Below are 19,705 nucleotides of genomic sequence, written 5' to 3'. Positions count from 1 at the left end.
TCTGACGGGGTTCGATTTCAGTTGGTCGTCGTGCGCGTTCGAGCATCTGGGTTCGCTCGACGCGGGCATCGACTTCGTGGTCGATCAGATGAAGTGCGTGCGGCCCGGCGGGGTGTCGGTCCACACCACCGAGTACAACGTGGCCTCAAACGACGCGACGGTGGCGGAGGGCGGGACCGTCCTGTACCGCAAGCAGGATCTCCAACGGCTGGCCGGCGCGCTGCACGCCGACGGGCATCGGGTGAAGCTCGACTTCAGCCTCGGCGTCACGTCGTACGACGAGTTCGTCGACACGCCGCCCTACGGGAAGGGTGATGCGCACTTGCGGATCGCGATCGGCGAGCACGTCACCACCTCGTTCGGGCTGGCCGTCCGCAAGGGCGGCTGAAGCCCGGCACGAGTGGGTCAGCTGTTGACGAGCATCCGGTACTCAGCCGAGCTCCAGATGTTGCTGACGAGGGCGCCCAGGCCCTTGGACTTGTAGACCGCGGCCCACCAAGTGAGGCCGAGCTGGTCGGGCGGGCGGTGCAGCATCGGGAAGTAGACCTGCCCGACGTTGACCTCGTCGGCCTTGTTGTCCTTGTTCTCGGCCGACTCGGAGAAGTTGATCAACACGCGGCCACGGGTCCAGCCGGGCTGGTGCAGCTGGTTCACCCAGAAGGTGGTCTCCGACTGGCTCGGGTCGCGGCCGAGGACGTTGTTGTAGAGCAGCTTGATGTATTGCTGGTCGGTGGTGTCCGCGCCGTAGCGCTGCTGGAACTCGGGCGACTTCACGAACTGGTCGCCCACCCAGACGAGGCTGTGGCCGCCCCGCATCTGCTGGACCCAGACCCCGATGCCGCCGTAGTCGGCCCAGCGATCGAAGGCAGCCCAGTACAAGCGGATCATCGGGACCAGCGTGATCTGCGTCTCGGGTGCGCCGATCATCGAGGTCGGGATCCACGGGCCGCTGTGGCCATACGTGACCATCTGGTTGGTCCACCACGCCTGGTAGCCGTTGGTAGCTGCTCGATACAAGATGTCCTGGTACTGGCGGGCCACCAGGCTGCGCGGGTTCGTGAACGGCGACCAGTGGCTGGCCGGCCATTGCGTGGCGGCGAGGCGGTTGGCCACCTGTTGGCGGATGCCCGGCAGGAGCTTCTCGACGTTGTCGCCCGGACACTCGGTCGACGACGTGTCGCGGTGGCCGACGATCGTGGGCATCTGCACGGTCTGGCCCGGCCAGTACGACCCGTCGCCGGCGTCGTAGCTCACCTTGCCGAGCGGGTTCACGCCGTGGATGCCGAACTTCCACGAGATCAAGTTGACGACGCTGCTGATCATCGCCGACGTGGGGCTGCCCGCACCGGCCTGGCCGGGCTGGAACGTGCCGAGCAGGGCCACGCCCATGGTGTCGTAGTTGAAGCCGACGGCGTGGGCGCCCCAGACGGGCAGCGCGATGTCGCCGCTGCGCGCCTGCCAGACGCCGCCGAACCGGTCGACGATGAAGTTGTAACCGATGTCGCACCAGCCGTTGTGGTCGGTGTGCCAGTTGTAGATGCCCCGGATCAGCAGCGGCACGTCCGCCTGGCTGTACGTGTTGGCGTTCACCGTGTGGTGGATGATCGCCATCTTCAGCTCGGGGGAGACGTCGGGCCCGCTGCCGCAGCCGGGAATGTCGGTGCGGTAGCCATGGCCGCCGTCCCACTGCGAGCGGGGGTGGATCGCCGGCTGCGCCGGCTCGGCCCCGGCGGGGTCGGCGCCGAGCCCGACGCTGCCGGACGTGGGCAGCGTGCCGTCCCAGTTGAACTTGGTGAGCTGCAGGCCGTCGAGGGTGCCCTTGCTCACCCGCACTTCGATCTCGCTGGTGTCGTGGCCGACCCACACCGGGTCGGTCGACGTGAGGTCCTTCCCCTTGTTCGGGTCCTTGGCGTCGGGCCCGTGGCTGGTCATGCCGTCGACGTCAACCCAGTCGCTGAACGACTTGCCGTCGCTCGTGCGCATCTGCAGCTCGCCGTCGTGCTTGCCGGGCCACGAGAACGCCACCATCAACGGGTGGTCGGGCGTCTCGATGCGGGCCGACCAGCCGGGCGTCGCGCGCAGCGGGGCGGTGGCGGCGCGCGCCAAGGCGCCGAGTGTGCCGGGCTTGCCGCCCGCCGGTGGGCGGGCCAGCGCCTTCGTGCCCGACAGCAGGACGCTGACCAGCTTGTAGGACCCCGACGCCTGCTTCGGTTGACGGGCCCCGATGGGGATGATGCCGCTGACGGCCACGAACGCCATCGACGACAGTGCGAGGAGGGCAACGGCACGACGGGCAGCACGCATCTGGGAAGCAGTCCTTGGGGAACTGGCGGCCCTCTCGAGGCCCCGCCCCGGTGCCCACTCATCCGGCCGCCACCGAATCGAGTTGCACAACGGTAGCCGCCACCGTCGACGGATTCGGCTCACCGGCCGTTTCGGTTGCTGAGCAGCACCTTCGCGGCGGCGGCCGACACGCGAGGTCGGCGTGGCTCGAGTCGCGGCCTGGGCGGCGGGCCCTCCCGGCCGTTCCTAGAGTGACCCGATGCCCCACGTCGAGCGCGCCCCGGCCAAGTTGACGGTGTCGTTGCGCGTCACCGGTGTGCGGGCCGACGGCTACCACCTGCTCGACGCGGAGATGGTGACCCTCGACCTCGTCGACACCTTGACGTTCACCGACGGCGACGGCATCGAGGTGGTGGCCCCGGCGGCTGTCGAGGGGGCTGGGGGCACGGGCTCGGGCTTCGCCGTGCCGACCGGGCCGACCAACACGGTGGCCCGCGCGCTGGCGGCCGTCGGCTGCGCCGCGCACGTCCGCATCGACAAGGGGATCCCCTCCGGCGGTGGCCTCGGCGGTGCCTCGGCCGACGCCGCGGCGGTGCTGCGCTGGGCGGGCGTGCGCGACCCGGCGGTCGCCGTCCGCATCGGCGCCGACGTGCCGTTCTGCGTGACGGGCGGACGAGCTCGGGTGCGAGGCGTGGGCGAGCAGGTCGAGCCTCTTCCCTTCCAGGCGCGCACGTTCACCCTCGCGCTGGCGCCGTTCGGGTGCTCCACCCCGGCCGTGTACCAGGCGTGGGACGACCTCGGCGGCCCCGTCGGTCCGCACGCCAACGATCTCGAGGCCGCCGCGTTGGCTGTCGAGCCCCGCATGGCCGAATGGCGCGATCGCTTCGGCGAGGCCACGGGCCAGACGCCGATGCTCGCGGGCAGCGGGTCCACTTGGTTCGTCGAGGGAGCTTTCCCTGGCGAGTCCCGCCTCGTCGTGCACACAACCCCCGCCATGTCCTGACGAACGCCCCCGACCCTCCCGCCCAGCCCCTGGAGGCGCGCCCGGGGGTTGGGCGACGATCCCACCGATTCAGTCGGATTTCCGCCGAGCCCCTGGGATGGCCCTGGCGGACGTCAGTCGGACGCGGCGTCGGCGTCGACGGTGATGCCGAGGGCGGTGGCCATGGCGACGGCGAGGGTGACCACCTGCGCGAGGTCGACCGTCGCTCCTCTGAGCGACGCCACCCCGCGGACGCCGTCGAGGCGCGACCCGTGGAACCGCGCGCCGGCCACGTCGGCGTTCGAGAAGTCGGCGCCGGTGAGGTCACAGTCGATGAACTGGGCGCCGGGCAGACCGGCTCGGGTGAAGTCGGCGCCCGCGATGCGACAGTCGTCGAACTCGACCCGGTAGCCGGCGAGGGACCGTGCGCTGCACGCGTCGAGCTGGCATCGCACGAAGCGGACGTTGCGGAGCCGGGCGCCGATCAGTTGCAGCCCCGACAGCCGGCAGTCGACGAAGTCGACCCGATCCAACACGGCGTCCACAGGATCGTGCCGGACAAGTCGCACCCGTCGGCCGCCACGTCGATGAGCCGCACGTCGTCGAGGTGGGCGCCGACCAGGCGGACCTCGACGAGGCGGCTCTCGGTGATCTCGACCTCGCTGGCTTCCTCGCCCCCGACCTCGCCGGCGACCTCGACCTGCTCCCACACGAGCTCGTCGTCGAGGTCGGGATCGACGAGGCGAGTCAGGTCACCGGGAACTTCCGGGCCCACTCGGTCGCGCCGGGACATGCCTGCGGACCGTACTTCCCCCCGATCCTCTGCGGGTTGGGCGACGATCCCACCGATTCAGTCGGATTTCCGCCCAGCCCTGGGATGGCCCAGGTCGGGGAAGGGCCGGGGGAACGTGGGGCTGGTCAGCAGCCGGCGGTGCGGTCGACGGGGGGCTGGGCGGCGATGTCGGCGGGCGTCGCGGGATGGAGCGGACGCAGGACCTCGTAGATGGTGGCGAGGCGGTCGTGGTGGATCTCGCGCAGCCGCCCTGCCGCCAGGTTCACGGCGACGACGGCCCGGACGCCACGGTCGTCCGCGCGGTTGCGGCACTGCAACGCGCCGACGATGACGGTGTCGGCGGTGTCGACCGGCTGGTAGGAGCGGGTGAGGAAGTAGTCGGCCGGGATGTAGCGGAACAGCTGGAACAGCTGCACCCCGGTCGTCAGGATCGGGCCCTTCAACCCGTGGGCCCGCCGCACGGAGGCCAGGACCTGCGCGCCCATCGGGCGGACATCGGCCACCGTTTTGGTCTCCTGCACGCACGCGGCCGCCGGCACTGCGAGGAGCAACACGGCCGCGCCCGCGGTCAGCCACGCCGCAGGTCGCCACGATCGCAACACCCCGATGACCGCGTCGATGCCGAGTGCGGCGAGCGCGAGCAGCGGTAGCACCCACAGCGTCCAGTAGAAGGGAAGCGTCACCGTCGAGATCAGGCAGTGGAAGACGATCGGCCCGACGAGCGCAGCCAGGCACCATGCAACGAGCAGGTCGCGTCGCAAGACCACGGCCACCACCGCCGCGGCGAGCAGGAAGATGGTCAGGCCGCGGCCCAAGCCGTGCTCGGCGAACCAGAAGTTCGTCCACCACGGTTGATGCAAGGTGACCCGGCCCGCGTAGCCGACTTCGTGGCCCACCCGGTCGTGGAAGCCCTGGTAGGCGACCATGTACCGGATCCGTTGGATCCGTTGCCCGAACGGCAGATACGTGGCCAGGAACACTGCGCCGGCCGCCACGACCGCCAACAGCACCTGGCCGCTGCGGGCGAGCAGCCGGTGGCGGTCCCGCCACGCGGTCACCCCGAGCGCCAACACCACCGGCCCGACCACGCCGAGCCAGCCGGTCACTTTGCAGGCTGCAGCGGCACCGGCGGCGGTGCCCATCGCGAGCGCCCACCACCACGCCCGCCGGTTCTCGCAGCGCATCCACCACCACGCCGCTGCCACGCTGACCACCATGCACGCCATCGTCAGCGGCTCGAGGTAACCGAAGCGGGTGAACCGGGTGGTGAGGCCTTGCACGCTGAGCGGCACCAACGCCAGGAGCCCGGCGGTCAGCAACCCGACCCACCGGCCCGCGGCCCGGGCGATCCACCACCCGGCCACCAGCGCGGCGAGCACCAGCGCCGTCGAGGCCACGACCCGGTCGACGAAGAGGGTCTGGCGTCCCACCAACAGCTGCGCGGCCCCGTAGGCGAGCTTGCCGAGCGGCGGCGCTTCGAACAGGTCGGGGTTGGCGATGCCGTGGTGGCCCTGCGCGACGGTCAGCGCCTGGCCGACGTGGTGCACGGCCCGCCAACCGGCCACTTGGTACGCGAGCTCGTCGGACCCGATGATCGGCGCGCGCAGGTGCCAGAAGTTCTGGTACAGCGACCACACCGCCACGCCCACGGTGGCGACTCCGAAGACGACGGCCTCGCGGCCGCGGAGCCGGCTGCGCTCGAAGGAGACCGACGGTGCCCGCACGTTGGCGTCAGTCGGGCAGGGTCAGGCCTTCGTCGGCCACCTTCTTGGCGACCTCGTCGGGGAAGATGTTCTTCACCAAGAAGATGTCGCGGGCCAACGCCCAGTCGGGAGCGTGGACCTTGGCATAGCGCTCGAAGTACAAGAGCTGCTTCACCACCAGCACCAGCTCCTGCGGACTCGGCACGCCGTAGCCCTCCATCATGGCGAAGATGGCGTTGAAGACGTCGGCCAGACTCACCGAGGAGATGCCGACGTCGAGCATCGGCCCGAACGCCATCTCCATCCGCATGCCGACTTCCTCGTCGGTGCCGACGTCTTCGGGGAACGCGCCGACCCGCTTGAACGCCCGGGCGATCCGGCTGAAGTCACCGTCGATCATCGAGGTGTGGAACAGGTCGCGGATGAGCTGCTTCCACTCCTCGGCGAGCTCGCCCATGATCCCGAAGTCGAGGAAGCTGCCGCGGCCGTCGTCGAGCACCCACAAGTTGCCCGCGTGCACGTCGCCGTGGAACGGGCCGTGCACGGCGATGGCCTCCAGCCACACCTTCACGCCGCGGCGCAGCACGACCTCACCGTCGACACCGAGGCTGCGGATCGCGTCGACCTGGTCCATGGGCACGCCCGACATGCGCTCCATGCAGATCATGTGCGGGCCGCAGTATTCCCAGTAGATCTCGGGTGCGGTGATGTGGGTGTTGTCGCCGAACGCGCCGATGGCGTTGCGGAAGCGGTCCTGGCGCGACGCCTCGAGCGCGGGCACCAGCTCCTGGAACGTCACCGCGTGGAGGTCGGTGATGATGCCGGTGACGTTGGCGTTCTTGGCGAACTTGGTGTGCCGCTCGAGCAGGCGGGCCAGCCGAAAGCCCACCCGCAAGTCGGTGGTCATCCGCTTGCGGATGTTGGGCCGCTGGAGCTTGATCACCGCTTCGCGCCCGTCGGGCAGCACGGCGGCGTGGACTTGGCCGATCGACGCGGCCGACAGCGGCGTCTCGTCGAAGCTCTTGAACAGCTGGTGCGGCGAGCGGCCGAGGTCCTTGCGGATCATCGCCGCCGCGGTCTCCCCGTCGAACGGCGGCACGTCGTTCAGGCAGCGCAGGGCGGCGTCGCTCATGAACTGCGGGAACACGCCGGGCGACGAGGCGATGAGCTGGCCGATCTTCACGAATGTCGGCCCGAGCTGCTCGAACCCGTCGACCATGCCGTCGGCGGCCGCCAGATGGACCTCTTTCACCTTGCCGCGTGCCACCCGAGCGATGACGCGGCGGGCGATGGCGACACCGAGCACCGCCACGATCACCACCATGCGGCGGATCTCGGCGAAGCGGAACTTGTCGAGGTCGGGGGTGTCGATCTCGAGGTCAGCCGCCGGTGGTCCGTCGGCGTACGGCCCACGAAAGCGCGACACCACACCGCTCGACCCGAAGTCGCCGGCCGGCCGCCGGTCCGCGTCGACGCTGGTGGTGCCCGGCGCGTCGAGCGACACCATGCCGAGCAGCTGGCCGTCGTGGATCACCGGCACGTGGCGGAACGAGTGGCGGGCGCACAAGTCGCGCATCTTGTCGAGGTCGTCGTGCGGGGCGAGCGATACGACCTCGGCTGTCATGGCCTGGCGCACCGGCGCCATGGGATCCGTGCCGTCGATGACGGTCTGGAGGAAGTCGCGCTCGGTGAGGACGCCGATCGGGCGGCCATGGTCGACCACGACGGCGGCGGACGCGCCGCGCGACCGCAGCGCCTTCGCGGCGTCGACCAGGCGATCGTCGGGACCGACGGTCACCGCTTCGCTCATCGCCTCGCTCACCTGCATGGCCACTCCCGGGTCCGTGGACGCTGCGGGGTGGATTCTTCCCGATCGGCCCGCGCGCCTGCCCGCCGAACGTTGGTGGAGGCGCGGCGAGGTCGGGGAGCTACTTGCCGGCGGCGCGGCGCTGCCAGCGGGTGCGCTTCAGCATCTTCTTGTGCTTCTTCTTGCGCATGCGCTTGCGGCGCTTCTTGATCAGCGATCCCATGAGGGTGCCGAACCTAGCGGGCGTCCCTCGCCGCGTGCGAAACGGGGCGAGGCCCGGGACGGCGAGCGGGGCCCTGCTGACCGGTAGGCTGGCCGTCCCGATCGGGGGTAGTTCAATTGGCAGAACACCGGCCTTTGGAGCCGGCTGTTGCAGGTTCGAGCCCTGCCCCCCGAACTCCGCACCCCGGCGCGCCAGCCTGCAGGCTCGCAAAGGCCGCCTCGCGTGGCGAACCACCAGTGGCCCCATGGCGATAGCACTCCACGCGCCGATCGGCCACGAAGAGTTGCATGGAGCGCCCCCCGATTCGTTACGGTGGGTGGAGATGCCCGCCCCAGAGACGGACACTCGCGTACGACCCCAACACCTGGAATTCAGACGCCCGGTGGTGGCCGATGGGGCCTCGATGTGGCGAATAGCCAAGGATTCGGGTGCGCTCGATCTCAACTCGTCGTACGCGTATTTGCTCTGGTGCCGCGACTTCGCGGCCACGTCGATCGTCGCCGATGCGGGCGACCAGCTCGCCGGTTTCGTGACGGGCTATCGGCGCCCGGACCAGCCCGACACACTGGTGGTCTGGCAGGTCGCGGTCGCCGAATCCCAACGGGGGCAAGGCATTGCGGGGCAGATGCTCGCCGAGTTGGCCGACCGGACGGTTGTCCAGCCACCCGAGCAGCGGGTCGACCGGATGGAGACCACCATCACCCCTGACAACGAGGCGAGCATCGCCTTGTTCACGTCGTTCGCGCACGAGCGACGGTGCCGAGTGGAGCAAATCCCGCTCTTTCACCCGGCGGATTTCCCCGACGGACACGACACCGAGGTGTTGTTCCGCATCGGGCCGTGGTGTTCGCGCTGACGCGCGGCGCACCCCCTGCGATGCACCGATCCGGTGCCCAGGTTCGTCTCACAGGAAGCAACCATTCATCGTGCAGAGCATCTTCGAAACCATGGAATCCGAGGTCCGCAGCTATTGCCGGAACTGGACGGCGGTGTTCGATCGTGCGGCGGGTAGCCACCTGTTCGACGACGAAGGCAACGTGTACCTCGACTTCTTCTGCGGCGCCGGTGCGCTGAACTACGGCCACAACCACCCCGTGCTCCGTCAGGCGCTGATCGAGCACCTCGAGCGGGGGGCCATCGTGCACTCCCTCGACATGCACACCGTGGCCAAGCGCGAGTTCCTCGAACGGTTCAAGTCCCATGTGCTCGCGCCGCGCGGCCTCGACTACAAGGTCATGTTCCCGGGACCGACCGGCACCAACTCGGTCGAGGCGGCGCTCAAGCTCGCCCGCAAGGTCACCGGCCGCGAGCACGTCGTGAGCTTCACCAACGCCTTCCACGGCATGACGCTCGGCTCGCTCGCCGTCACCGGCAACTCGATGAAGCGGGGCGGGGCCGGTATCCCGCTGTACCACGCCACCCCGGCCCCGTACGACGACTACTTCGATGGCGAGACCACCGACTTCTTGTGGCTCGAGCGAGTGCTCAACGACCGCGGCAGCGGCATCGAGCACCCCGCCGCGGTGATCGTCGAGACGGTGCAGGGCGAAGGCGGCATCAACGCGGCCCGCGCTTCGTGGCTGCGGGGGTTGCAGGACTTGTGCCGCCGCCACGACATCGTGTTGATCGTCGACGACGTGCAAGCCGGCTGCGGCCGAACCGGCACGTTCTTCAGCTTCGAGCCAGCCGGCCTCGAGCCCGACATCGTGTGCTTGTCGAAGTCACTGTCGGGTTACGGCCTGCCGTTCGCGCTCACGTTGTTCCGGCCCGAGCTGGACTTGTGGGAGCCCGGCGAGCACAACGGCACGTTCCGTGGCCACAACCCGGCCTTCGTCACCGCGACCGCAGCGCTCGAGGCGTTCTGGGCCGATGACGTGTTCGCCAAGGAGGTGCAGCAGCGGTCCGCCGAGCTCGGCGACCGGCTGGCCGGGATCGCCGCCGGCCATGAGGGCGCCGACGTGCGCGGCCGTGGCATGTTGCAGGGCATCGCGTTCCGCGACCACGCGCTCGCCGGCAAAGTGACGACCGCGGCGTTCGAGCGCGGCTTGCTCATCGAGACGTCCGGTCCCGAAGGCGAGGTGGTGAAGGTCATGCCCCCGCTCAACATCGAGCCAGCCGACCTCGCCCACGGGCTCGACCTGCTCGACGCGTCGATCGAGGCCGTCCGATGATCGTCCGCAGCTTGTCGCAGCTCGACGGCACCGACCGCGACGTGGTCACCGACACCTGGCGCAGCCGCCGATTCGTGCTGGCCGGCGAAGGAGTCGGGTTCTCGTTGCACGACACCGTCTTGTTCGCTGGGACCGCCACGTCGATGTGGTACGCCAACCATGTCGAAGCGGTGTACGTCGTGTCGGGCGAAGGTCGGCTCGTGAACGACGAGACCGGCGAGGTGCACCCGCTGCGCGACGGCACCATGTACCTGCTCGACGGTCACGAGCACCACACGGTGCACGCCGACACCCACCTGCGCACGGTGTGCGTCTTCAACCCGCCGGTGACGGGTCGCGAGGTCCACGACGAGCACGGCGCCTACCCGTTGCTGTCGTCATGACCGCGACTCGGCCCGCACCAGTTGCCGACCGCTACCCCACGCGCGTCGCCGAGCGGCCCAGGGAGCTGGCACGCACCGATCCCGTCGTGTGGGGCCGCGCGGCTGACGGACCGCTCGACGAAGCGTCGCTCGGCCGGTTCGCCACCGACGGCTACCTGCAAGTCGACGAGTTGGCGACACCACAGGAAGTCCGCAGGTACCTCGACGAGCTCGCCCGCCTCTCGTCCGACCGCGGGCTGCGGCGTGACGAGCGCACGGTCGTCGAGCCCGATGCCGACGAGGTCCGCTCGATCTTCGAGGTCCATGTGATCAGCCCGGTGTTCGCCGAGCTCGTGCGCGACCCCCGGGTGGCCGGTGTCGCGCGGCAGCTGCTCGGCTCTGACGTCTACGTCCACCAGAGCCGGGTGAACTTCAAGCCCGGCTTCGCAGGCAAGGAGTTCCAGTGGCACTCCGATTTTGAGACGTGGCACGCCGAAGACGGCATGCCCGCGATGCGGGCCGCGTCGATCTCGATCGCGCTGACCGACAACCACGCGTCGAACGGGCCGCTGATGATCATGCCGGGCTCGCACCGCACGTTCATCTCCTGCGTGGGCGAGACGCCCGACGACAACTACCGCCAGTCGCTGCGCGCCCAGGAGGTCGGCTCGCCTGATCCGGCGTCCCTCTCGCGCCTGGCCGACCGCCACGGCATCGACGTGCTCACGGGCCCGGCGGGTGGCGCGACCGTCTTCGACTGCAACTGCATGCACGGCTCGAACGGCAACATCACCCCGTTCCCGCGGGCCAACGTGTTCGTGGTGTTCAACAGCGTCGACAACGCGTGCGTCGAGCCGTTCGCCGCGCCCGCTCGCCGGCCCACGTTCGTTGCCGCGCGTGACTTCTCGCCGGTCCCTCGCGCGTCACCGGTGGCCGCGGGTGCCTTCTCGGCAGACGCGAGAGCATCAGCGCGCTAGACCACCTGCATGGCCACCGCGACCCGCCCCCTCTCCGCCATCGTGTTGGCGGCAGGTGCCGGAACCCGGATGAAATCCGAGCGCCCCAAGCCGTTGCACCGGTTGTGCGGTCGCACGATGTTGCAGTTCGTGCTCGATTCGTTGGCCGACGTCGACGCGCGTCGAGCGGTCGTGGTGGTGGGGCACGGGGCCGATCGGGTCACCAAGAAGCTGCAGGAGGAGCCGGGCGACGTCGCCGTGGAGTTCGTCGAGCAACGGGTGCAGCGGGGCACCGGCGACGCCGTCTCGGTGGCGCTCACCGCCTTCGACGACGGCCCCGACGATGACGACGACGTGATCGTGTTGCCCGGGGACACCCCGCTGCTGAAGCCGTCGACCATCGCCCAGCTCGTGGTGGCCCACCAAGCCAGCGATGCGGCGTGCACGCTCTTGTCGGCCCAGCTGCCCGACCCGTTCGGGTACGGCCGGGTGGTGCGCGACCGCGATGCCCATGTGGCGAAAGTCGTCGAGGAGCCCGACGCGACCGAGGAGGAGCGCGAGATCGACGAGGTCAACACGTCGATCTACTGCTTCCGCCGCAGCGTCCTCGCGCCCGCCTTGCGCCGCCTCAGCCCCGAGAACGCGCAAGGCGAGTACTACCTGACCGACGTGGTGTCGGTGCTGCACGACGCCGGTTACCCGGTCGACTCGGTGCTCGCCACGGACCCCAGCGAGACCGAAGGCGTGAACGATCGTTGGCAGCTCGCCCGGGCCGAGAGCCGCCTCCGCCGGCGCATCAACCGGGGTTGGCTTGCCCGTGGTGTCGGCATGGTCGACCCCGAGCACACGTACGTCGACGCCACCGTCGAGCTGTCGCCCGACGTGTCGATCTTCCCCGGTGCGATCCTCCAGGGCCACACGGTCGTCGGTGAAGGCGCCGAGGTCGGCCCGGGGTGTCGCTTGGTCGACTGCACCATCGGCGCAGGCGCCGTGTTGGAGTCCACGACGGCGCGCAACGCCGAAGTCGGCGACCACGCCAGGGTCGGTCCGTTCGCCGTCTTGGAGCCGGGCGACGTGGTACCCGCGAGCTCGGTGACAGGGCCGTTCTACACTTCGACGTGATGGAGCTGGTCCCCACCAAGAAGCTGCACCTCTTCGCGGGCCGGTCCCACCCCGACCTGGCCGCGGAGATCGCTCAGCACCTCGGCGTGCAGCTCGGGGAGACCAACCTCCGCGAGTTCGCCAACGGCGAAATCCACTGCCGCTTCGGCGAGTCGATCCGCGGCGCCGATGTGTTCGTGGTACAGACCCACGACGGCCGCGTCAACGACATGATCATGGAGCAGCTGATCATGATCGACGCGGCGAAGCGGGCGTCCGCCAAGCGCATCACCGCCGTCTGCCCCTTCTACGGGTACGCCCGCCAGGACCGCAAGGCTGAAGGGCGCGAGCCGATCACGGCCAAGCTCCTGGCCGACATGTTGACCGTCGCGGGCGCCGACCGGGTCGTGTCGGTCGATCTCCACACCGGCCAGATCCAGGGCTTCTTCGACCAGCCGGTCGACCACCTCACGGCCCTGCCGGTGCTGGTCGACTACCTCCAAGAGCACGCCCCGCCGAATCTCGTGGTCGTCTCGCCCGACGCCGGGGGCATGAAGCAGGCCAAGCGGTTCAGCGGCCACCTCGGATGCGACTTGGCGTTCGTGAACAAGTACCGGCCCAAAGGTGAGGCCAACACCGTCGTGGCAGCCAACGTCATCGGCGAGGTGAAAGGCCGGGCGTGCGTGCTGATCGACGACATGATCGACACCGCGGGCACGATCTGTGCAGCGGCCGAGCTGCTCATCGAGCACGGTGCCTCCGAAGTGTGGGCGCTGGCCACCCACGCCGTCTTGTCGGGCCCGGCAATCGACCGCATCAAGAACTCGTCGATCACCCGCATGGTGCTCACCAACACGGTGCCGTTGCCGCCCGAGAAGCGGCTCGACAAGATCGAGGTCGTGTCGATCGCGCCGATCATCGCCAACGCGATCGAGGCGGTGTTCCAGGACTCCTCGGTCAGCGAGATCTTCGACGGCGAGAACCAGTCCTAGTGGTGCGTCGGGTGGGTGAGGAGGCCCGCCGATTGCCCCACGCACCCCTGGCACCGGGGCGAGGACGGGACGTCGCGAGCAGTCGCTAACATCGGGCCACGGGCGGGGGTCAGACTCCACAACCGAGGTCATCGATGCCGCCCACCATCGTTGCCGACGACGCCACGCCCGGTTCCCCGCGCGGCGACGGCCCACCGCCGGATGGCGGGGCCGATCCAACCGGCGAGCCGCCCGGCTCCACGCCGTCCGCCGAACCATCCGGTGGGTCTTCGAGCGATGGCCGTGCGCCCGGCTTGGTCGAGCGTGCCCGCGGAGCGCTCGGGCTGTCCGAGGTGCACGCGCACGGTTTCTTCGACGACAAGCCGTTGCTGGCCGATGACGTCGACCGACGGTCGGTGCGGCGCGACGGCACCGTGTTCGTCATCGCGCTGCTCGCCGGTGTGTTCCTCGCCGGCGGCATGTTGTGGGTGGGCCTCAAGGTCATCGCCAACCACCAGAACAAGTCCGAGGCGGCCACGGTCAACGTGGCCAAGACCGCCAAGGGCGGGCCTGCCACCGACCGGCGCTCGGTCACGTTGTCGACGACCACGCTGCCGGCAGGTCCGGGCGTCGGGGCGCCGATCGTCTTGCCGGTGCTGACCGACAACACCGCCAGCGTGGCCGCCACCGTGCTGTACGACGGCAGCACGCGGGTCGATCGCCACGTCGGCCTGGCGCCCTCGGTCACGTGGACGCCGAAGACGCCGGGCGAGCACCACTTGAAAGTCGTGCTCGAGATCGCCAATGGCGCCCGCGCCGCGTCGCCCGCGATCACGGTCGACGTGGGCGACGACTATCCCGGCACGTCCGATGTGTCCAACGATGTGGTGCACACCGCCCAACGCCTGGTCGACGCCATCAACGGCCACGATTGGGCGGCGCTGCGCGCGATCGACCCCACGAAGTCCGGCTACCGCGACGACCGCCTCACCAACGAGTACGACGGGCTGGAGAACGACATCTTGGTGCCCGTCACGTCGGTCTCGCGTTCGGGTGGTGTCACCCGGCTGTACGCCGGGCTGGTCGCGCACGAGACGCACCAGACCGAGCTGTTCTGCGTCCGGTGGGACGTGAACCCCACCGCCGGCACGGCGTCGCAGGTGTTCGGCCGCCGCCTGTCGGGCTCGCACCCGGCCGACGCGCCCGTGTCCGATGTCGAGCAACAGCTCGTGGACAGCTGCGGAGTGAGTTGACCGCACTCGTCGTCCCGCCTGGGTAGAGGGGCCGGCTGGGCCGGACCGCCCAGGGGGGTCGGCTTGGTGGGGCGGGCCGCGGCCACGTAGCATCGAACGTTCGTTGTTTCCCAGCGCTCCGGCGCGATCTCTGACGTAGGAGCACCGATGGCTGAGATCATCCTCCAGACCGAAACCGGCCGCGGCCTCGGGTCGGGTCCCGCCCGGCGCCTCCGTGCCGAGGGCAAAGTTCCCGGCGTCGTGTACGGCCAAGGCGCCGACCCGATCGCCGTTGCAGTCGAGTGGCGGCCGTTTCGCGCCGCACTGAGCGGCGAGGCCGGCCTCAACGCCCTGCTCGACCTCCAGATCGACGGCGAGACCAAGCTCGCGATCGTCAAGGACCTGCAACGTCATCCGGTCACCGGCAACGTGTTGCACGTCGACTTCCTGCTCATCAGCCGTGACGTGGCGATCTCCGTCGACGTGCCGCTGGTGCTCGAAGGCGAGCCCACGCTCGTTCTGCGCGAAGGCGGTCTCATCGAGACCCTGGCCACCTCGCTGACGATCACCGCCAAGCCCGCTGACATCCCCAACGAGCTGCAGATCGACGTCACCGAGCTCGAGCTCGGCGCCAGCATCCGTGTCGGCGACATCAAGCTTCCGCCTGGCGTCACCACCGACGTCGACCCCGAGGAGCCCGTGATCATCACGACCCTCCCCGCCGTGGTCGAGGAGCCCGCGGCCGAGGGCGAAGAGGGCCAAGCAGGCGAGGAAGGCGAAGCTGCGGAGGCTGCGGGCGGCGAAGAAGCTGCCGGCGGCGGCGGCGAGGAGCCGGCGGCCGACGGCGAGGGCTGATCCCTGGACTTGCGCAAGACCCCCCGGCGGGGCACTCCTGCCGACTTGCTCGTCGTCGGGCTCGGCAACCCCGGCGAGCGCTACGCCGGTACACGGCACAACGCCGGTGCCGACGTGGTGGCGCGTCTCGCGGCCCGTCACGGCGGCCGGCTGCGGGCCGGCAAGGAGCAGGCGCTCGTCGACGAGGTCCGCATCGGGAGTTCCCGGGTCGCGCTCGCGTTCCCGCAGACGTACATGAACGAGTCCGGCCGGTCGGTCCAGCTGCTGGTTCGCCGCTTCGGCATCGAGGACCTCGCGCAGTTGGTGATCGTGCACGACGAGCTCGACCTGCCCCTCGGGCGCCTGAAGCTGAAGTTCGGCGGCGGCCTGGCCGGCCACAACGGGTTGCGGTCGATCAAAGCACACCTTCACAGCGACGAGTTCGGCCGTGTCCGGATCGGTGTAGGCAAGCCGCCGGGGCGCGAGCAAGGCGCCGACCACGTGCTGTCGAAGCTGTCGAAGGCCGCCCGCACCGAGCTCGGCATCGTCATCGAGGAAGCCGCCGACGCAGTCGAGATGATCGTCGCCGAAGGCTTCGAGCCCGCGATGAACCGCTACAACACGCGGGCCGACCCCGTCTGACCGCCTCGCCCGCTCGGTAGCGTGGCGGCGCAGTCTCCAGTCCGATCCGTCCACCCCCCGGCCAGCTCGTGTGGCCGGTGAAGGCGCGCGTCCATGTCCCTTGCCAAACCGTCGACACGAGCCCTGCCGGCGCTCGCCGACCTGCCGGCGCGGCTGCGCGACGACCCGGCGTTCGGCCAGGTGCTCGGCCGTTCGCACGCGCTGCTGGCCGTGCCCGAAGCCGCGCGCCCCTTCGTGCTCGCCGGCCTCGCGCGCCTGTCGAAGCGATCGCCGCTGGTGGTGGCCACCCCGACCACGGCCGACGCGGAGCGCCTCGCGAGCGACTTGACCACGTGGCTCGGCGACGGCGCGGTCGAGCACTTCCCCGCCTGGGAGACCCTGCCGTTCGAGCGGGTGAGCCCCGGCGTCGAGACGATGGGCCAGCGCTTGCGCGTGCTGTGGCGGCTGCGCGACGCGGGCGGCTCGGACGCGCCCCCCGGCGCAGGTGGGGAGCCGGGCGCGGGTCGAGCTGCGGCGCTGCAGGTCGTGGTGGCGTCCGTGCGCGCGCTGCTGCAACGGCTCGGCCCTGGTGTCGATTCGCTCGAGCCGGTGGTGCTCCGCCCCGGGCGGCAGATCGACCGCGACGAGCTGGTCGAGCAGCTGGTCGTGGCGGGCTACCGCCGCGAGTACCAGGTGGAGCACCGCGGCGAGGTCTCCGTCCGCGGCTCGATCGTCGACGTGTTCCCCTCCACGGCCGACGGCCCGGTCCGCGTCGACTTGTGGGGTGACGAGGTCGACCGCCTCACCACCTTTGCCGTCGCCGATCAGCGGTCCACCAGCGACCTCGCCGGGGTCGCGATCTTCGGCTGCCGTGAGTTGGTGGCGTCGTCCGACGTGCGCGAGCGGGCCGCTGAGCTGGTGGCGGCCGAGCCTTGGGGCCGGGAGCACTGGGAGCGCCTCGCCGAAGGGCTGCAGTTCGACGGCATGGAGTCGTGGACGCCGTGGCTGGTCGAAGGGGAGTCGATCGTCGTCGACCGCCTCGGCGCCGACGCGCAAGTGGTGCTGGTCGAGCCGCGCCGGATGCGTGACCGGGCCGCCGACATCCTTGCCGAGGAAGACGACCTCGCCCGCACGCTCGCGGTCACCTGGGGTGCGGCGAGCGCGGCCGCAACCGGCGCCGGTGGCGACCACGGGTTCCCGCGGCTGCACGTCGACTTCGACCGGCTGCTCGCCGGCACCGAGGCCCCCTCGTGGTCGATGACGGTGGCGCCCGACTCACCCGACGTTGCCACCGTGCAGGCCATTGGATGGAACCCGGTGGTGGGCGACGGTTCTGCCATCACCAAGCAGCTGCGCGACCTCCTCGCCGACGGCTACCAAGTGATCGCGGCCGCCGACACCGAGGGGTCGCGGCCGCGGGTCGAGGCGTTGCTGCGAGACCACGGCTTCGACGTGCCGGTCGCCGTCGCCCCGCTGGAACGGGGCTGCGCGCTGCCCGGCATCAAAGTGGCGGTGCTGACCGAAGCCGACCTCACCGGCCGGCGCCGCCCCCACCGGCGGGCTCGGCCACGCGCCCGCCGCGACGCGCAGCGGTTCTTCGACGACCTCAAGCCCGGCGACTTCGTGGTGCACCACCAGCACGGCGTGGCCCGCTACGCCGGCATGACCAAGCAGGCGATCGGCGGCGTCGAGCGCGACTACCTGCTGCTCGAGTACCGGGGCGACGACAAGCTGTACGTCCCGTCCGACCAGATCGACGCCGTGCGGCCGTACTCCGGTGGCGACAGCCCGTCGCTGAGCCGGATGGGCGGCGCCGACTTCGAGAAGGCCAAGGCCCGGGTCCGAGCCGAAGTCCGCCAGATCGCGCAGGAGCTTGTGGTGCTGTACCAAAAGCGCCTCCACAGCCCGGGCTACGGGTTCGGCGCCGACACCCCCTGGCAGGCCGAGATGGAGGACGCCTTTCCGTACCGCCTCACGCCCGACCAGGCCAAGGCCGTCGACGACGTCAAGGCCGACATGGAGGCCACCGTCCCGATGGACCGGCTGGTCTGCGGCGACGTCGGGTTCGGCAAGACCGAAGTCGCCGTGCGGGCGGCGTTCAAGGCGATGCAGGACGGCAAGCAGGTGGCCGTCCTGGTGCCGACCACCTTGTTGGCGAGCCAGCACACCGCCACGTTCGCGGAGCGCTTCGCCGGCTACCCGGTGCGGGTCGAGGTGCTGAGCCGCTTCCTCACCAACGCGCAGGCCAGGGCCGTGGTCGACGGGCTCGCCACCGGCGAAGTCGACTGCGTGATCGGCACCCACCGGCTGCTCAGCGACGACGTCACGTACCAGCGTCTCGGGCTGGTGATCGTCGACGAGGAGCAGCGCTTCGGCGTCCACCACAAGGAGCGCATGAAGCAGCTCCACGCCGAGGTCGACGTGCTCACGCTCACGGCGACCCCGATCCCTCGCACGCTCGAGATGAGCCTCACCGGGATTCGCGACTTGTCGTTGCTGAACACGCCGCCCGCCGACCGCCAGCCGATCCTCACGTACGTGGGCGAGTACGACGACCGTGCCGTGGCGGAAGCGATCCGCCGTGAGCTGCTGCGCGAGGGGCAGGTGTTCTTCGTCCACAACCGGGTGCACGACATCGAGGACGTGGCCCGCGACTTGCGCGACCTGGTGCCCGAGGCCCGCATCGCGGTCGCGCACGGCCAGATGGACGAGGGCTCGCTGGAGCAAGTGGTGCTCGACTTCTGGGAAGGCGAGTTCGACGTGCTGGTGTGCACGACGATCATCGAGTCCGGCATCGACATGCCCACGGTGAACACCTTGGTGGTCGATCGCTCTGACCGCCTCGGCCTCGGTCAGCTCCACCAGCTCCGTGGTCGCGTCGGGCGGGCCGGCCAGCGGGCGTACGCCTACCTGTTTCACCCCGCCGATCGCACCCTCACCGAGGAGGCTTACGAGCGGCTCAAGACGATCGGCGAGACCACCGAGCTCGGTTCGGGTTTCCGCATCGCCATGCGCGATCTCGAGATCCGCGGCGCCGGCAACCTGCTCGGCACCGGCCAGTCCGGCCACATGTCGGCGGTCGGTTACGACCTCTACTGCCAGATGGTCAGCGAGGCGGTGGCCGAGCTGAAGGGCGAGGAGGTCCGCGAGCCGGCCGAGATCAAGCTCGACCTGCCGATCGACGCGAACCTGCCGCCCGACTACGTCAGCCGTGAGGACTTGCGGCTCGAGGCGTACCGACGCCTGGCCGACGTCACGACCACCGAGCAGGTCGACGACATCGAGACCGAGTGGCTCGACCGTTTCGGGCCTGTCCCGGAGCCGGCGCAACGGTTGTTGGAGGTGGCGCGGCTGCGCGCCGAAGCCGCGCGCCTCGGGGTGCGGGAGCTGAACGTGACCAAAGGCCCGGCGTTCGGCGGCCCGGCGTTCACGGCTCGCCTGTCGCCACTCGAGCTGAAGACCAGCCAGCAGATCCGGTTGAAGCGGCTGGCCAAAGGCGCGGTCTACAAGGAGGCGACGCACCAGCTCGTTCTGCCGGTGCCGAAGTCGCCGAACCTCGCCGTGACGTTGGTCGACCTGCTGCGCAGCCTCCTTCCCCCCGCCGACTGACCCGCCCGCCCCTTCCTGCTGTGAGCGCTCAACCACCTGTCAGGTGGTTGAGCGCTC

At 70.1% G+C, this 19,705-nt stretch carries 18 protein-coding genes and 1 tRNA gene; 13 read left to right on the top strand and 6 right to left on the bottom strand.

Going from position 1 to position 19,705, the window contains the following annotated elements; genetic code table 11:
* The coding region (locus VHA73_11275) for a hypothetical protein (GenBank protein HVX18602.1) at positions 1-388 on the top strand (388 nt) is incomplete at its 5' end.
* A gap of 17 nt (positions 389-405) precedes the next feature.
* Here VHA73_11275 and VHA73_11270 read toward each other — a convergent pair.
* Complete coding sequence (locus tag VHA73_11270) at positions 406-2,304, bottom strand: DUF4214 domain-containing protein (GenBank protein HVX18601.1); 1,899 nt, start codon at positions 2,302-2,304, stop codon at positions 406-408.
* 238 nt (positions 2,305-2,542) lie between these two features.
* On the opposite strand from VHA73_11270, the gene VHA73_11265 reads away from it, so the two are divergent.
* Positions 2,543-3,286, top strand: coding sequence for a 4-(cytidine 5'-diphospho)-2-C-methyl-D-erythritol kinase (locus tag VHA73_11265; protein ID HVX18600.1), 744 nt, complete (start codon positions 2,543-2,545; stop codon positions 3,284-3,286).
* A gap of 113 nt (positions 3,287-3,399) precedes the next feature.
* On the opposite strand, the gene VHA73_11260 is transcribed toward VHA73_11265, so the two are convergent.
* From VHA73_11260 to VHA73_11240, 5 genes are all read right to left on the bottom strand, one after another.
* Positions 3,400-3,801 (bottom strand): pentapeptide repeat-containing protein, encoded by a 402-nt coding sequence (locus VHA73_11260; GenBank protein HVX18599.1) that lies wholly within the window; start codon positions 3,799-3,801, stop codon positions 3,400-3,402.
* Positions 3,750-4,058 (bottom strand): hypothetical protein, encoded by a 309-nt coding sequence (locus VHA73_11255; GenBank protein HVX18598.1) that lies wholly within the window; start codon positions 4,056-4,058, stop codon positions 3,750-3,752. Before VHA73_11255 ends, VHA73_11260 begins: the two co-directional genes overlap by 52 nt.
* A 125-nt stretch (positions 4,059-4,183) precedes the next feature.
* The gene (locus VHA73_11250; protein ID HVX18597.1) at positions 4,184-5,782 is read right to left on the bottom strand and encodes a hypothetical protein; all 1,599 of its coding nucleotides are present in this window, start codon (positions 5,780-5,782) and stop codon (positions 4,184-4,186) included.
* A 7-nt stretch (positions 5,783-5,789) separates the two neighbouring features.
* Entirely contained in the window at positions 5,790-7,589 is a 1,800-nt protein-coding gene (locus VHA73_11245; protein ID HVX18596.1) for an AarF/UbiB family protein, read from the bottom strand.
* 100 nt (positions 7,590-7,689) lie between these two features.
* A complete protein-coding gene (locus tag VHA73_11240; GenBank protein ID HVX18595.1) occupies positions 7,690-7,791 on the bottom strand; it encodes an AURKAIP1/COX24 domain-containing protein in 102 nt (33 codons plus the stop codon).
* A gap of 101 nt (positions 7,792-7,892) precedes the next feature.
* On the opposite strand from VHA73_11240, the gene VHA73_11235 reads away from it, so the two are divergent.
* From VHA73_11235 to mfd, 11 genes are all read left to right on the top strand, one after another.
* Positions 7,893-7,965, top strand: a tRNA-Gln gene (locus VHA73_11235).
* Between the two features lie 148 nt (positions 7,966-8,113).
* Entirely contained in the window at positions 8,114-8,647 is a 534-nt protein-coding gene (gene ectA, locus VHA73_11230) for a diaminobutyrate acetyltransferase (GenBank protein ID HVX18594.1), read from the top strand.
* 70 nt (positions 8,648-8,717) lie between these two features.
* Positions 8,718-9,962, top strand: coding sequence for a diaminobutyrate--2-oxoglutarate transaminase (gene ectB / locus VHA73_11225; protein HVX18593.1), 1,245 nt, complete (start codon positions 8,718-8,720; stop codon positions 9,960-9,962).
* A complete protein-coding gene (locus tag VHA73_11220; GenBank protein ID HVX18592.1) occupies positions 9,959-10,345 on the top strand; it encodes an ectoine synthase in 387 nt (128 codons plus the stop codon). The genes ectB and VHA73_11220 overlap by 4 nt, the downstream gene beginning before the upstream one ends.
* Positions 10,342-11,301, top strand: coding sequence for an ectoine hydroxylase (gene thpD, locus VHA73_11215; protein HVX18591.1), 960 nt, complete (start codon positions 10,342-10,344; stop codon positions 11,299-11,301). Before VHA73_11220 ends, thpD begins: the two co-directional genes overlap by 4 nt.
* A 9-nt stretch (positions 11,302-11,310) precedes the next feature.
* Complete coding sequence (locus VHA73_11210) at positions 11,311-12,402, top strand: NTP transferase domain-containing protein (GenBank protein HVX18590.1); 1,092 nt, start codon at positions 11,311-11,313, stop codon at positions 12,400-12,402.
* The gene (locus VHA73_11205; GenBank protein HVX18589.1) at positions 12,402-13,373 is read left to right on the top strand and encodes a ribose-phosphate diphosphokinase; all 972 of its coding nucleotides are present in this window, start codon (positions 12,402-12,404) and stop codon (positions 13,371-13,373) included. The genes VHA73_11210 and VHA73_11205 overlap by 1 nt, the downstream gene beginning before the upstream one ends.
* Positions 13,374-13,507: 134 nt before the next feature.
* Complete coding sequence (locus tag VHA73_11200; GenBank protein ID HVX18588.1) at positions 13,508-14,605, top strand: hypothetical protein; 1,098 nt, start codon at positions 13,508-13,510, stop codon at positions 14,603-14,605.
* Positions 14,606-14,752: 147 nt separating this feature from the next.
* Positions 14,753-15,439, top strand: coding sequence for a 50S ribosomal protein L25 (locus tag VHA73_11195; GenBank protein HVX18587.1), 687 nt, complete (start codon positions 14,753-14,755; stop codon positions 15,437-15,439).
* A gap of 9 nt (positions 15,440-15,448) precedes the next feature.
* The gene (pth, locus tag VHA73_11190; GenBank protein ID HVX18586.1) at positions 15,449-16,060 is read left to right on the top strand and encodes an aminoacyl-tRNA hydrolase; all 612 of its coding nucleotides are present in this window, start codon (positions 15,449-15,451) and stop codon (positions 16,058-16,060) included.
* A 93-nt stretch (positions 16,061-16,153) separates the two neighbouring features.
* On the top strand, positions 16,154-19,648 hold the full coding sequence (gene mfd, locus VHA73_11185; protein ID HVX18585.1) for a transcription-repair coupling factor: 3,495 nt from the start codon (positions 16,154-16,156) through the stop codon (positions 19,646-19,648).
* Positions 19,649-19,705 lie beyond the last annotated feature (57 nt).

Source organism: Acidimicrobiales bacterium (assembly GCA_035547835.1).
GTDB lineage: Bacteria > Actinomycetota > Acidimicrobiia > Acidimicrobiales > Iamiaceae > DASZTW01.
The sequence above is the reverse complement of the archived record's forward strand: the minus strand, read 5'-3'. Positions and strand labels throughout refer to the sequence as shown.